The sequence below is a fragment of the Pedobacter sp. L105 genome (assembly GCF_009765875.1).
Taxonomy (GTDB): domain Bacteria; phylum Bacteroidota; class Bacteroidia; order Sphingobacteriales; family Sphingobacteriaceae; genus Pedobacter.
In genome coordinates this window covers 173,664-188,059 of sequence record NZ_LMUP01000004.1, presented here as the reverse complement: position 1 = coordinate 188,059, position 14,396 = coordinate 173,664, and the positions used below count along the sequence as shown (strand labels likewise).

Below are 14,396 nucleotides of genomic sequence, written 5' to 3'. Positions count from 1 at the left end.
TGTATGCCGGTTATATTACCTGTAAAAGATAAAACCCCTCAATGGGGCGATGATTGTTTTATCGCCCCTAATGCTACTATCGTAGGAGATGTTACCCTGGGAAACAATTGTTCTGTCTGGTTTAATGCAGTGATCAGAGGAGATGTAAATACTATAACCATTGGTAATGATTCTAATATCCAGGATGGTGCAGTGATCCACGCTACTTATCAGAAAGCCGCTACCTATATTGGTAATAGGGTATCTGTAGGGCATAACGCTATCGTACATGGCTGTACCATCAAAGATCGCAATTTAGTGGGTATGGGCGCTATTGTAATGGATCATGCAGTAGTAGAAGAGTATTGTATCATTGCTGCGGGATCTGTAGTACTGGAAAATACGATTTGTGAAAGTGGCTTTTTGTATGCGGGAACACCTGCAAAAAAAATAAAGCCCATTACTGATCAGCAAAGGGCTTTATTAAATCAGCTGCCTGATAATTATATCATGTATGCCGACTGGTTTCGTTAGTTAGTTTTCTTTTGGCAGGGTAAGGGTCTCATTCCTGTCCCAGTTTGCACGTATGGAAAGTTCCTTTGGTTCATTCCATACCTTTTCAGGTTGTACACCCAGTTTTACATTTCCCGTGTCCCACTGGCCATTTTTATTGGTGTCGTAAATGATACGGATAAAATATTTCCCTGACCTGTAATTGGCAAAAGTAACTGTAGTATCCCGTGATACGGTAATATTATTGACCACTTTTTTGGCCTCGTTAAACACTTCCAGCAAATATTGTTTGTTTGGTTCGGGCACAACAATCTTGGTGATCAGGGTTCCGTAATCGTCACCTTTTGCCATTTCAAATTTTTTCTTAATCTCTTTACTTTCCGTTTTGAAAATAGCTGTAAATGCACCTGGTTTAAAGGTAATGTCGTAGGCGCTGTTGGCCTTCCATTTATAGCTGAAATTATAGGTCAGAAAGTCTATACTGTCCCTTTTAACAACGAAATCAGTCTGCGGTACAGAATCCTCCAGTAAGATGATTTTAGTTGGATCTACGGCTTGTATAGGGATACCAAAAGTAAATTGAAGCGTTTTATGCGGATTGAGCAAATTGCCTTCGATATTATCCGTAGGAACCACAGTACGTTTGTATTCATCTTTTTTTCCACGGGTTAATTTAACAGTCTGTAATAGTTTTCCGTCGTTAGTTACACTTACTTTAACAGAGTCAAATCCAAAGTCTGTTAACCATACTTTTGCTGAATCCCCGGCTTTTGTAAATTTAACTAGTTTATCAGCATCCAGTTTTGCCGGGTCCAGAATCGTAATTCCAGGTTTTTTCAGTTTCTGATTCAGGGATAAGGAGATGCTTCCATCAGTATTTAACTTCCTGTCGATAACTTTAAATACAGTCGCGTTTTCCTTAAACAGTACCATATCCATGTGCTGTACGTTTCCTTTTAAGACCAGAGGCTCGTTTATAAAACCAACTTCGTCAGAGCTTTGTTCGTAGATCTTATCACTGTTTCCGTCTTTGAGCACATATACTTTATAGGTATTGGCACGCAGGTTATTGATCTTATAATTTCCACTGCTGTCTGTTACGGCATAAATAGACGCTCTCTTTTTTCCAAATAAACTATCTCTTGACAAGGGGAGGATCATGGCCACTGCATCCAATACAGGTTTTCCTGTCCAGGCATCTCTGATCGTTCCGGATAAACTTAATGAATCCAGATCATTACCAGTGGAAAATACATAACTGAAATTTTTAAGGATATTACCTTCGTTAATATCTACAATGGCTTTACCAAAGTTCAGGGTGTAGGTTGTATTTTTTTCCAGTGAATCTGCGATGGTGATTTCCAGGATTTTCTTTTTTACTTTAAGCGTAGGCATTCTTGCCAGGTCTGGCGATATGGAAAACTGCTTCGCCTGATCAACCAGTTTAAAATATTCATCGAAAGTAATGTCAACTTTTTTAGCCTTAAAATTTCTTGATAAATCTGGGGGAGTGATATTTAATACTTTTGGCGGTGTTTTATCTTTTGGTCCGCCTTTAGGACCGGGTCCTATACTTGCACAGCCAGCAAATAGCAAGATAATTGAAAATGCAATAGATAATTTTTGTATTAAGCTAAATAAGTTGTTTCTGGCCATTTATATGCGATATAATGAACTGCAAGATGTTTTTATATAATATGTCTAAGAAAATTTAAAAGTGGCTTATATCGCTTTAAATGAAGTCACTTTTAAATCTCTTTATTTCTATATTAATTTTCTGTAAATCAATGGGTTAACGGTTATCTTCCTATATGGACCATTAAAACTGAAATATCAGAAGGGGAAACTCCCGAAATTCTTGATGCTTGTCCTAATGTTCTTGGTTTTATCTTCAATAACTTTTCACGTGCTTCTTTAGAAAGAGAAATTAGCTGTGAATAATCAAAATCCGGGTTGATGTCTTTATCTTCCATCTTTTGCATCTTATTTACAATTTCCTGTTCCTTCAAAAAGTAACTTTCATATTTTATTTTGATTTCTGCCTGCTCTATGGTATCCTGATCAAACTTAGAAAGATGCTCATTGAAACTAACGCTCACTTTTCTGATATCGTCTATATTGACCTGAGGCCTGCTTAACACACTAAATATTTTAACATTTTGTGTCAAGGCACTGGAATTTAAATTTTCCAGCATTTCATTGGCTTCGGTCATATCAATTCCTTGTTTTCTTGTAAAGGCTACAATGTTGTCAGAATTGGCAATTTTATGATTTACCTTTTCTAATCGTTCATCACTAATCAAGCCTAAAGCGTGTCCAATAGGGGAGAGTCTGATATCCGCATTATCCTGACGAAGCAACAATCTGTGTTCTGCCCTGGAGGTAAACATACGGTAAGGCTCTTCGGTACCTTTAGTTACCAGGTCATCAATCAATACGCCTATATAAGACTCTGATCTTTTCATAATCAGTTCTGCTTTCTGATTAATTTTCAAATGGGCGTTAATTCCGGCGATAAAACCCTGACAGGCAGCCTCTTCGTATCCCGTGGTGCCGTTAATTTGGCCTGCAAAGTACAGATTATCAATTAGTTTGGTCTCCAGTGTTAAACCTAATTGGGTAGGCGGAAAGAAATCATATTCTACCGCATATCCTGGCCGGAACATCTTGGCATTTTCAAACCCTGGAATTTGTATCAGTGCTTTGTACTGCACATCTTCAGGTAGAGAAGTAGAAAATCCGTTGACATAAATTTCGCAGGTATGGAATCCTTCTGGTTCTACAAAGATCTGGTGTCTGTCTCTTTCTGCAAAGCGGTTAATTTTATCTTCAATAGATGGACAATATCTTGGGCCCAATCCTTTAATTCTACCGGTAAACATTGGAGATCTGTCAAAGCCTTCTTTTAATGTTTCGTGTACATTACTATTGGTATAAGTAATCCAGCAGCACCTTTTATCAGTTGGTCTGTCTATATCCGTATAGGAAAATCTTCCTGGGTTTTCGTCTCCCCATTGCTCTTCCATCAGACTATAATTTAACGATCTTCCATCCACGCGTGGGGGAGTACCCGTTTTCATTCTTCCAGATTCGAAGCCTAATTGTACCAATTGTTCTGTAATTCCAGTGGCCGCTTTTTCTGCTGATCTGCCTCCACCAAATGTTTTTTCTCCAATATGAAGTAGGCCATTTAGAAATGTACCGTTCGTCAATACTACACTTTTCGAACGAATCTCTGAGCCTATTGAAGTTCTAACGCCAACTGCTTTATTGTCTTCAATGATCAGAGAACTTACCATGTCCTGCCAGAAATCGATGTTATCTGTACGCTCTAAAGCGAGTCTCCATTCTTCTGCAAAACGCTTTCTGTCGATCTGTGCACGGGGACTCCACATGGCAGGACCTTTGGATAAATTCAGCATTCTAAACTGCAAGGTTGTCTTGTCGCTGATTATCCCTGAGTATCCTCCCATGGCATCAATTTCTCTTACAATCTGACCTTTTGCTACTCCACCCATCGCAGGATTGCAACTCATTTGGGCGATAGTTTCCATGTTCATGGTCACCAATAAAACAGAAGATCCCATATTAGCTGCGGCTGCGGCGGCTTCACAACCGGCATGTCCGGCACCCACAACTATTACATCATATTCTTTAAACATCTCGTTTTTTCTTTATGTTCCACGTGAAACAGCGTGTTTAATTCCTGTCTGGCACGGCCTGTTGTTTCACGTGGAACGTTTGTTTTTGTTATGGCTTTGCGCCCTTGTCTGTTGCGCTCCTGCGCTCAGAAGGGCTTAAATTAATTCGTTTTACTTTGCTTTTCTGACAATTCTAACCAGCGTTCCATTGTTTTTTCCATTTCATTATTCAAGGTTTCAATGGCCTTTGTTACATTTTGAATTTCCTGATAATTGGCGCTATCTATGGATAGGAGGGATTCAGTTAGCGTTTCTATTTCTTTTTCACTCTCTGCGACCTTTGTTTCCATTTCCTCTAGTTCCTTTTGTTCTTTAAAACTTAGTTTATTAGCCGGGGCAGGGGCAGACTGCGTTTTAACCGATATAGACTCAGTTTTATCTTTTGGCGTATCCAGGCTAATGCGGTATTCTGAGTAGTTTCCATTGTAAATATTTACCTCTCCATTACCTTCCATAATGAATAATTGCTCACTCATTTTATCTAATAAATACCTATCATGAGATACTAAGATCAATACACCAGGAAAGTTTTCCAGAAATTCTTCTAAAACATTCAGCGTATCAATATCCAAGTCATTGGTGGGCTCATCCAGGATAAGGAAGTTTGGATTTTGCATCAACACTTTCATCAGGTGTAAACGTTTTTTCTCTCCTCCACTTAACTTTTCCACCATTCCATGTTGTTTTTTGATAGGGAATAAGAACAGCGTTAGCAGCTGCGAAGCAGAAATCGTTTGGCCATCTGCCATTTTAATATATTCAGCATCGGCGGTTACAATATCGATTACGCGGTCTTTTTCATTAAAAGCTAAACCGCCTTGTTTGTAATAACCATATTGTGTGGTTTCTCCCGTACTTACTTTACCTTTTTCTGGTTCAAGAAAACCTGTAATGATATTGAGTAAAGTAGATTTTCCGGTACCATTTTTTCCAGCTAAGCCAATACGGTCAGAGCGTTTAAAAGTGTAACTGAAATCATTAATGATTTTTTTATCATCAAATGCCTGTCCGATATGATCCAATTCAAGGATCTTATTTCCCTGACGGGCCATTTTTACATTCAATGTGATATTTTTGTTATCTGTTCGCTGTTTGGTTTTACTATCGAGATCATAGAACGCATCGATTCGGGCCTGAGATTTAGTTCCTCTGGCCTGGGGCATCCTGCGCATCCATTCCAATTCCTTCTTTAGTAAATTTTTGTTTTTATGAAAAGTACTTTCATCTGCAGCTTCTCGTTCTGATTTTTTCTCCAGGAAATAAGCATAGTTACCATTGTAATTATAAATCTTTCCGCGATCCAGTTCAACGATAGTATTACATACATTATCCAGGAAATACCTATCGTGCGTTACCAGTAAAATTGTTTTATTTCCGGAGGTCAATAATTTTTCCAGCCATTCAATGGTATCAATATCCAGGTGATTAGTTGGCTCATCCAATACATAGATTTCAGGATCTTCGATCAGTAATTTAGCCAGGGCCAAACGTTTTTTCTGTCCACCGGATAATGTAGAAATTTTTTGCTGCAAATGATTTATACCCATACGGCTTAAGATCGTTTTGATCTCATGTTCATATTCCCAGGCATTATGCTCGCTTAACTCTTCGTATAACCGGTTCAGTTTTTTTTCATCAGGATTGGGATCTTCAATCAATTCCTCATATTCTTTGATCAGCTGCTGCTGTTTATTTTCCAGCGAAAAAATAAAATCACTGATAGAATAGCCATCAGGAAAGGAGGGTTCCTGATCGAGAAAACCAATCTTTACAAATTTATTCTTTACAATTTTTCCCTCTAAAGGATTAAACCGTTCGGCTAATAATTTTAATAATGTACTTTTCCCGGCTCCGTTGATCCCAACAAGCGCTACGCGCTGTCCGGTCTGGATGCCTAAAGTTAAATTTTTAAATAACCATTCATCATGGTAGGCATGGCCTAAGTTTTCTGCTGCAATTAATGTGCTCAAAGTATTTTTTTAACGAATTATCAGATAAGAAATTACCTGCAAAAGTAAACATAATTTGCCGGTATAGTGTTGATGTACTGAGGCCTGTAGGTATAAAGTAATAAATTACTTATGATTGACAGGATATGAAGAAAATTGGTACTATAAATGGATTTTTATTGTATTTAATATATTGGTAATCAGGGTTTTGATGTAATTTTCTATGAAATAACCGGCTTTTCTGTAGTCAGTAGGGCAAGATATTGATCTTCTTTTTGCGTCATCAGTGTTTTCGCGGCCTTGCCTTTGTCTTTATAACCCAGCAGGTGGAGGGTTCCATGTACCATTACACGGCATAATTCATGCTGTACTGTGCTCTTAAATTGCTGTGCATTTTCCTGGATACGCTCTATGCTGATAAATATATCTCCCATAATCGTTTTAAGCTGTTCTGAGTTATCAAATGTAATTACATCAGTATAGGTGTCATGATTAAGGTATTGCTTGTTCATAGCCAGTAAATACTCGTCAGAACAAAGAATGAAATTAAGCTCTTCCAATTGATAACCTTCGGCGATAATGGTCTCATTAATCCAGTTTCTTACCTTCAGCTTATTTTTAAGTGTATAGGTGACCTCCTCTGAAAAAAAATTTATGTTTGCCTTAGCCATAACCATTTGTTTACCGGGGCGAATTTAACAATTTAAAATAGTCTGATATTTTATTTTTGTAATAGTAATTTAACGAAGGAGGTGTTTTTTGTAAAAAATCGTCTTCGCTAAGCTGTTTATTTCTAAACTCCTGTAATTTTTTTGGGTAAGAAGGAGGAAGGTCTCTAGCTGCCGTACTTTCCCTTTTACTATCCTGTTGCTGCTCTCTTTCGGCTTTATCTGCATCCAGTAATTTGACAGATAAGGCCTGTTGGCGTTTCATGGTTTCTTCTTCCAGTTTTTTATTGATCAGATCGGTTTCTGTGCTTTTCATGTCCTTAACCAGCTGGTTTAAATTCCCCATACTTCCTTTTCCGTCTTTATTTTCTTCCCGGTTGAACTGCTGTAAAGCTTCCCTGATGAGCTGCTGTTGCTGGGCCATTTTTGCAAACTCTTCACTCATGCGGCCTTTGGGAACAGTTCCTTTATTGCCGTTCTGCTGCATTTGTTGTTTTGCCTGCTGCATATTTTTATTCAGCTGTTCCTGCATTTGCCGGAGCTGGTGCATAGAAGGTTTGCCTTTACCTTTTCCTCCCTGTTTAGCATTTTTTTGATTTTTTTCCAGTTGCTCTAAGGCTTCATTGAGCATCAACGCAAGGTTATTGATACCTGTCATGGTATATTGCTGGTTTTTATTCGCTTCGGCGGTATGTCTTTCAGCAAGATTATCCAGGCTTTTATCCAGGTTAAAATTAATCTGTTGCATTTCATCACGCACAGGGCTTTGTATTTGCGGAATCCTTTTGCTGAGCGAAGAAAGGCTGTCGGCAATGGTTTTCATATTGTCTTTGATCTCGCGCTGCTGTTGTACCTTTTGCACGTATGCAGGGTCACTGGAGGAAAGCTTTTTCAGCTCCTGCATCACTTTTTCCTGGTCAAATGAAGTCTGTAAAATGTTCTGCAACAAACGGCGCAGTTCTTCTGTGTTGAGATTGCTTTCCATAGCTGATGACTGCTCATTTTCTTCTTCCATTTTCTTTACCAGCTGCTGCATTTGTTCGGCTGCCTGCTGCTGTTTTGCAGCTGCCTTTTGCTGCTGCTGCTGTTTTAGGTTTTCCAGGCTTTGCTGCTGCAGCTGTGCAATCTGCTGCATTTCCTGCTCCCGTGGCTGAAAAGAATTGGGATGGTCCAGGGCCTGGTTTTTATCACTCAACTCTTTCATCTCTTTTTTAAGTGTTTCGAAATCCCTGGTGGATTTCTCCTGTTCCTGCTGCAGGTCTTTGAAGCTGGTTTTTTGCTGACTTGTTTTTGCGCCCAGTTCTTTCTGCGTTTTAGACAATGCACTGAGGCGGTTCATTTTATCCTGCAAGTTCTGCTCGAATTCCAGCTGTTTATACAATTCCAGCATGCGGTCCAGCTCATTCTTCAAAGATTTATTGTCCATGTTCATTTTAGACAACTCGTTTTGCGCCTGGTCTTTATTATTTTGCGCCACCAGTTGCTGTAATTTCTCCAGCAAGGCTTTGGTTTTGGCATCAAGTACATTATTGAAAAGATCATCTATTTTCTGCTGTTTATCTGCCAGGTCGGCCTTTAACTGGGTATTTTCATTCAGGTCATTGGTATTTTTCTTTTTTGCCTGTTGAATTTCCTGTACCATTTCCTGCAGTTTTTTCTGCTTGTCCAGCAACTGGCTGATTTCCTTTTTATCTTCAAAACTGAGGTCTTTCTTATCGGGCAGGCTTTGGCCTAATCTTTTGCTGTCTTTTTCTACCTGTGCAGCCATTTTAATGGCAGCATTCATTTGCGATTTCAGGGTATTGCTTTCTGTATTCAATTGTTTTGCCAGCTGCTGCCCGGAAGGGGGGCTAAATGTTTTCAAAACCGAACGCGTTTTTTTGGGGCCGTTTATAGCATCGTTATCTATTACTTCCAGGTAATATTCTACAGATTGCCCTGTTTTAATGTCCAGATTTTTAATGTTCCAGAAATAAAAAAAATTATTCTCCTGCTGTGAACTTTTAATCGGAATAGCGCTGGCCAACTGTTTTTTTATCAAATCGCCTTCTTTTATAGTGCAGATGAATCTTAACGCACTAAAGCCATGGTCGTCACTAATCTTTCCGGTGAAATATCTTGCCTTACTGCTCATCGAATCTATTGTTTCATTCACTTCGATCACCGGGGGAAGATCTGCAATGACTTCAATTTTATGGATGATAGAGTCTTTGTTGGCAGAAAAATTATTTTTAGGCACAACCTCGTAATTTTGGCTCTTTCTAAGCTGCGATCTGAAGCTGGCGATGTTGTTCGTGGTCTTTAAGGTAAATGGTCGCTCTCCGAGTTTAAAAATAAGGTTCTCTGTGTTTTCTGTATGGATGTTCCATGTTACGGTTGTTCCTTCCGGCAACAACAAATCACCTGTATTAGGGATCACTTCATTTTTTTTCTTTAGATAGGCAGGATATACCAGGCTCGCTTGCATATTAATTACCGCAGGACGGGGTTTAACCGTGATTTGATAGGTTCGAGAAGCGAAACCAGCGGCACTAAAATGAAAAGTCTCAGTTTTTTGCAGGTTTTTAAACAGGAAATGGAACTTGCTGATATTGTCTTTTTCCAGTTTAAAGGTATTTTGTCCTTCCTGAAGATATACCTCCTGAGGAAGCTGGTCGCCTTCCAGTTTAAGGTTAAGCAACAGGTCGTCTCCCTGACTAACGGTCATTTGCTGATGTCCCAGGTTAAAATTAAACGAGGCTACAGGTAGGATCTCTTTATCATACTGTACAAAACTTTTGGTTCCTTCCCTTAACATCACGGGGGCAATGAGGGCAATTGTTATAATCAGGGCAATAGGGACCAGCAAATATTTAATATATTTTTTATTCTCCTCCAGGTTAACGGCCCTGCTAAAAGGTATAGGTTTTAAATCTGTAATTTTTTGTTCTATTCCAGCCAGAATCAGCTGGTTATTAGTTGGAGAAAGGTCGGACAGCTGTTTCAGCTGCAGGGTGTTCAGCAATTTATCGCTGATGTGCTGGAAGTGGTTTCCAATCAGCAAGGCTGATTCTTCCAGACTTAGATTTTTTCTTAACCTGAAATAGGCCAGCGCAGGGCGGATGATACTCACTACCACGGCAGCACAAAGAACAAGCAGGTAAGAAAAGAAAAGGATAGTTTTGATCAAAGGAACGGGGCGTAGTTCATAGATCAGGACAAATAGCAAAAGATAAAGGCTTAACAGTAAGATAAGCGTATAAATGGTGCCCCGCAGCAGTTTATTGAGATAAAACTTGCGGGTGAATTCATTAATTTTTGAAATTAAGAGTTCATAATTGCTGTCCATTTAACAAATAATAAACATAAAGATAGAAAAGCTTTACGAAGGAGGCCAAATTAGCAGGCATAAAAAAAGCTTCCTGATATCTCATCAGGAAGCTTGTACGAATTATGGTTATAATAATCTAGATTACTTTAACATTGATCGCATTCAAACCTTTTTTACCGCTTTCAACATCGTATTCTACTTTGTCGTTTTCACGGATTTCATCGATAAGGCCTGTTGAATGTACAAAAATTTCGCTATCGCCATTTGCTGGTACGATAAATCCGAAACCTTTAGTTACATTAAAAAATTTTACTGTTCCTTCTTGCATTGTATTAAGTATTAATAATTAAGTGTGCAAGGTAGTAATTATTTTTTTATAATATGCAAATGCTTCATTTTTTGATGAATATAATTTTTTAAGATTTATTTTGACCCTTTTCTGCCGCCTACTGATACGGTAATTTCACTGGCATGAGGCATCCCAAATGTGCTTCCAGGTTTAATTATCAATAAATTCTGAAGGTAAACGCTAATTATCCCTTCCAGAACTTTTTTGCGTTGTTCCTTGAGTTCAGACATATTGGTATAAAAATTTCCCAGGCGCAGTTTCCCTTTTTCATCCACCAGAACGGTAAAATCATAGCCAAACTCTTTGTAAGCATTGGGAATTACTACATGGTACCGTGGATAGAGGTAAGCAAAAGATTGCGTTTTACCGTTCATCACATCTACAGTATTTACAAGCTCTACAGATATTCTATTGTCACGGGGCGTCAGCGTGGCAATCTGTCTGCCTGCAAAAACGCTGTCGCGGTTGCCGGGATTCCGGTTGGCACGGGCCACCAGGCTGGCGATAAACAAGGTATCTGCTTTACTTGGGCGCTGTAATTGTGCTGCCGTGGTGTGCAGTACATTTTTGATGTAATCATCTGCATAAAAAGTCATGTTTACATCAGATCGTATATCATCGGCAATCTCCTTTTTCGTAACCTGCAGACGCTGAAAGACAACGCTGTCTTTACTGATCAATTTAAACCTGAAATATTCTTTGGCGAAATTATAAACCTCAGCATGATCGTGCGTCAAAAAAAATGGCTGCATGATCTTCTTTCCGGGATCATATGCTTCAACGGTATCGGGTTTTTTAAACCGGATGATCCAGCTGGGTTCCTGCTGAAAACCCATGGAATCAAAGGAAAGACCCTTACTAAAACGGCGTTTTACTTCGGTATACCTGATTCCCCTGATGGTACTCAGGTCTAAGGGGGCTTTTGGTTGTGCTGTTTTTTTGGAGGAACTGCTATTACAGGCTGTGAAAAATAGGCCAAAACTTACGACAATTGACAGGGAGGTAAATGCTCTCATATACAGACAACGCTTTTTTTCCTGTAAATATATCAGCCTTTCTTTGCTAATCATAGGCATTTGAGTTATTTGTTCAATCTTCCCTACGTCTGATCTCAGCTGGGATTAGCTTTAAGTCAATCCAAAATTTATAAAAGGTCAAACCAAATTGAGTCCATGTATTTGTTGTAGAAACTTGGACTAGAGTTGGACTCAATATGGACTAGATATGGATTGAGTAAGAATCAAACCAGGCTAAACCCAGGGCAAGGTTTAGTCTGGTTTAACTATTAATTTATTTTTTGGGATACAGGATATCGCTAATTCTTATCGCCAGATCATCATAATGAGCTTTGGTGATGGAATCGCCTGTAACCGCTCTTGATTTTACGGTAAGCAGAAGGGACTTTAGTTCTGCCCTTACCAACGGCCTGATATCAGATAAAGATATGCTTACCGGGGTATTTCCTGAACTGGCATTTCCTTCGTTCGCCGCGGCTGTTGTTGGTTCCAGGTCTTTAGTCATTAAAAGGGCCAGTCTGTCTACATAAGAACGCTGTAAATTCCTTTTAAAGGCATCTGGTCTCCCTGCAGGAAATATACCTGTATGAAGGTCATTAAATAGCTCGGGCAAGGTATAGGCAAGTGTGGCTCCGTTTTTAGTTTCATTATCCAGCAATCTGGCTATACGGAAAGGAGACAGCAAACTGCCCAGGGTACGGGTTTGAACACTTTTGATTCCGCCTAACACCAATCCGTTATCAAATTTATTCAATTCTGCCGTATTGATCAGCCACAGGGGAGTGGTAAAAAGCTGAAGATTAAAAAAAGTAATCGCTTCTTTCTGTTTAGCCTTTGGCAGATAAGTGTATACTGTGCCACTCTGGTCGTAGGTTTTAAAATTCTCGCTCATGCCGCCTACGTTGGCTGTCACATGTCCCATATAACGGTTAAACTGTCCCAGGACTTCACTGTAGATTTCTTTCAGATCGCTGTAGTCTTTTCCCTTTTCGTAAGTCCATTTTTCTATGTTCGGAAGGATGCGTTTTAAATTGGCAATTCCATAGGTGCTGGCTTTCATGGCATTATCACCCAGGTCTTCACTTTGCAGACGCGGGTCAAGGCTGGTACCCTGACGGCCGTAGAAATATAAAGGATTTCCAGCTTTTGCTATGGTCCATACATCCAGTTTTTCGCGCTCCTGTTTAGGCGTTAAATTACCCGGAAACCAGGTATATCCCCATTTAACAGACCATTTATCGTATTCTCCGATAGCAGGGTGAAGTTTAGTTACGCCATCACCTGGTTGGGCGATATAATTAAAACGGGCGTAATCCATAATGGATGGTGCTGTTCCGTGTTTATCAGTGAAAGTTTTTGAACGTAGCGAATCTACGGGATAACCATAACTGGAGCCAAAATTATGTGGTAATCCAAGGGTATGGCCAATCTCATGTGAAGACACAAAGCGGATGAGTTCACCCATTTGCTGGTCGTCAAATTTGGCTTTTCTTGCAGCGGGATTAATGGCTGCTGTTTGTACAAAATACCAGTTTCTCAGCAGGTTCATCACGTTATGATACCAACCGATATGGGTTTCCAGGATCTGTCCGGTGCGCGGATCAGAAATATGCGGGCCATAGGCATTTGAAATGTCCGAGGCGAAATAACGCACCACAGAGTAGCGGGAATCATCTACGCTAAAATCAGGATCTTCTTTTGCACTTGGTGCTTCTTTACCGATGATCGCATTTTTAAATCCGGCTTCCTGAAAGGCCACCTGCCAGTCGTTAATCCCCTGAATCAGATAAGGAACCCATTTTTTCGGTGTCGCAGGATCAATATAAATGATGATTGGTTTAACAGGCTCCACGAGTTCGCCACGCATATAAGCAGCAGTATCTTTGGGAACCAGGTTCCAGCGGTGGATATAGGCCGTGCGTTCCGCCTTTTGGGCGTTTGTGCCATAGTCTATTTGCGTCTGGCCAAAATAACCTACCCTTGCATCTGTCAGCCTCGCCTTTGCCGGTATTTTAGGCAACAACAGCATAGAGGTGTTAAATTCATAAGTAATTGCGCCTATGCTGTTATCAATAGGTGATTCCCCGGTTTTATAGGTCTTGGTAGTCACCACTTCAATATTCAGCGGAAATGTTTTTATCGTATCAATATAAGAGCGTGTCGGGTCAAGGACAGTGGATTTATAGGCTTTTCTCAATGCTTCTGTTGCGCTAATGGCCATGATATCCCCGTTATAGAAATCAGTTACATCGATGATCACCCCTGTGGTATCTTTGTTGTAGGCTTTGATATCAAAGCTGGCCATAATGGTTGACAGATTTGAATTTTTAACCGACTGGTACATATCTGAAGTGCTGTCTGCGCTTACAGAATAACTTGGTACACGTAAAAAAATCTGTTTTCCGCGGCGTTCCCACTGCCATACCTGGTCATTCAGCTCCTCTCCTCCGTACTGCTGATTACCAACAGACACGCCAGAAGGAACTTTATTGAGCCGGGATACTACAAGCATCTCGCGGTTAAGCAGGGTATCGGGAATCTCGAAGAACCATTTATCATCAACTTTGTATGTTTTAAACAGGCCATTCTTTGTTCTTGCCTTGGCTGTGATCACATCTTTAAAATGTTTAATCTCGTCTTTTTTTGCCGGGGGCGGAGGTTGCGGCGCAGGAGTGGTTGTCGCAGGTACATTTTTTTTAGACTTTTTTTGTGCATATACAGTATTACTGCCTAGCGCACAAAAAACACACATACCGGCTACTGCCAGTAATCTTGTTTTTGTATTCATTCTTTTTGACTGTGATTTAGTTTTGGATTGAGGGGCTAAATATATTGATTGTTAGAACACATTTTAAAAATTCAGTTGATCATTTAGATAAAATAATTGATACATTACGGTAAGATTAGCCGC

The 14,396-nt window shown here is 39.7% G+C and carries 9 protein-coding genes; 1 reads left to right on the top strand and 8 read right to left on the bottom strand.

The window, feature by feature from the left end; genetic code table 11:
• The first annotated feature begins 3 nt into the window (after positions 1 to 3).
• Positions 4 to 513: a gamma carbonic anhydrase family protein gene (locus GSQ84_RS05920; RefSeq protein ID WP_158796344.1), complete on the top strand. Its 510-nt coding sequence runs from the start codon at positions 4 to 6 to the stop codon at positions 511 to 513.
• On the opposite strand, the gene GSQ84_RS05915 is transcribed toward GSQ84_RS05920, so the two are convergent.
• From GSQ84_RS05915 to GSQ84_RS05880, 8 genes are all read right to left on the bottom strand, one after another.
• Entirely contained in the window at positions 514 to 2,148 is a 1,635-nt protein-coding gene (locus GSQ84_RS05915; RefSeq protein ID WP_158796343.1) for an Ig-like domain-containing protein, read from the bottom strand.
• Between the two features lie 143 nt (positions 2,149 to 2,291).
• Positions 2,292 to 4,154: a tRNA uridine-5-carboxymethylaminomethyl(34) synthesis enzyme MnmG gene (gene mnmG, locus GSQ84_RS05910; protein ID WP_158796342.1), complete on the bottom strand. Its 1,863-nt coding sequence runs from the start codon at positions 4,152 to 4,154 to the stop codon at positions 2,292 to 2,294.
• Positions 4,155 to 4,294: 140 nt separating this feature from the next.
• Positions 4,295 to 6,163, bottom strand: coding sequence for an ABC-F family ATP-binding cassette domain-containing protein (locus GSQ84_RS05905; RefSeq protein ID WP_158796341.1), 1,869 nt, complete (start codon positions 6,161 to 6,163; stop codon positions 4,295 to 4,297).
• A gap of 200 nt (positions 6,164 to 6,363) precedes the next feature.
• The gene (gene ybeY / locus GSQ84_RS05900; protein WP_158796340.1) at positions 6,364 to 6,813 is read right to left on the bottom strand and encodes an rRNA maturation RNase YbeY; all 450 of its coding nucleotides are present in this window, start codon (positions 6,811 to 6,813) and stop codon (positions 6,364 to 6,366) included.
• A 10-nt stretch (positions 6,814 to 6,823) separates the two neighbouring features.
• On the bottom strand, positions 6,824 to 10,138 hold the full coding sequence (locus GSQ84_RS05895) for a hypothetical protein (RefSeq protein ID WP_158796339.1): 3,315 nt from the start codon (positions 10,136 to 10,138) through the stop codon (positions 6,824 to 6,826).
• 118 nt (positions 10,139 to 10,256) lie between these two features.
• Positions 10,257 to 10,448, bottom strand: a complete 192-nt coding sequence (locus GSQ84_RS05890) for a cold-shock protein (RefSeq protein ID WP_037441187.1) — start codon at positions 10,446 to 10,448, stop codon at positions 10,257 to 10,259.
• A 95-nt stretch (positions 10,449 to 10,543) separates the two neighbouring features.
• Positions 10,544 to 11,485 carry a hypothetical protein gene (locus GSQ84_RS05885; RefSeq protein ID WP_158796338.1) on the bottom strand — a complete coding sequence of 314 codons (942 nt, stop codon included), beginning with the start codon at positions 11,483 to 11,485 and terminating at the stop codon, positions 10,544 to 10,546.
• A gap of 274 nt (positions 11,486 to 11,759) precedes the next feature.
• Positions 11,760 to 14,273: a zinc-dependent metalloprotease gene (locus GSQ84_RS05880; RefSeq protein WP_158796337.1), complete on the bottom strand. Its 2,514-nt coding sequence runs from the start codon at positions 14,271 to 14,273 to the stop codon at positions 11,760 to 11,762.
• Positions 14,274 to 14,396 lie beyond the last annotated feature (123 nt).

Excerpts from the sequence above, each read along its gene's own strand:
- GSQ84_RS05915 (WP_158796343.1), bottom strand. The coding sequence starts at position 2,148 with ATGGCCAGAAACAACTTATTTAGCTTAATACAAAAATTATCTATTGCA.
- GSQ84_RS05895 (WP_158796339.1), bottom strand. The coding sequence starts at position 10,138 with ATGGACAGCAATTATGAACTCTTAATTTCAAAAATTAATGAATTCACC.
- GSQ84_RS05920 (WP_158796344.1), top strand. The coding sequence starts at position 4 with ATGCCGGTTATATTACCTGTAAAAGATAAAACCCCTCAATGGGGCGAT.
- GSQ84_RS05885 (WP_158796338.1), bottom strand. The coding sequence starts at position 11,485 with ATGAGAGCATTTACCTCCCTGTCAATTGTCGTAAGTTTTGGCCTATTT.
- ybeY (WP_158796340.1), bottom strand. The coding sequence starts at position 6,813 with ATGGCTAAGGCAAACATAAATTTTTTTTCAGAGGAGGTCACCTATACA.
- mnmG (WP_158796342.1), bottom strand. The coding sequence starts at position 4,154 with ATGTTTAAAGAATATGATGTAATAGTTGTGGGTGCCGGACATGCCGGT.
- GSQ84_RS05890 (WP_037441187.1), bottom strand. The coding sequence starts at position 10,448 with ATGCAAGAAGGAACAGTAAAATTTTTTAATGTAACTAAAGGTTTCGGA.
- GSQ84_RS05880 (WP_158796337.1), bottom strand. The coding sequence starts at position 14,273 with ATGAATACAAAAACAAGATTACTGGCAGTAGCCGGTATGTGTGTTTTT.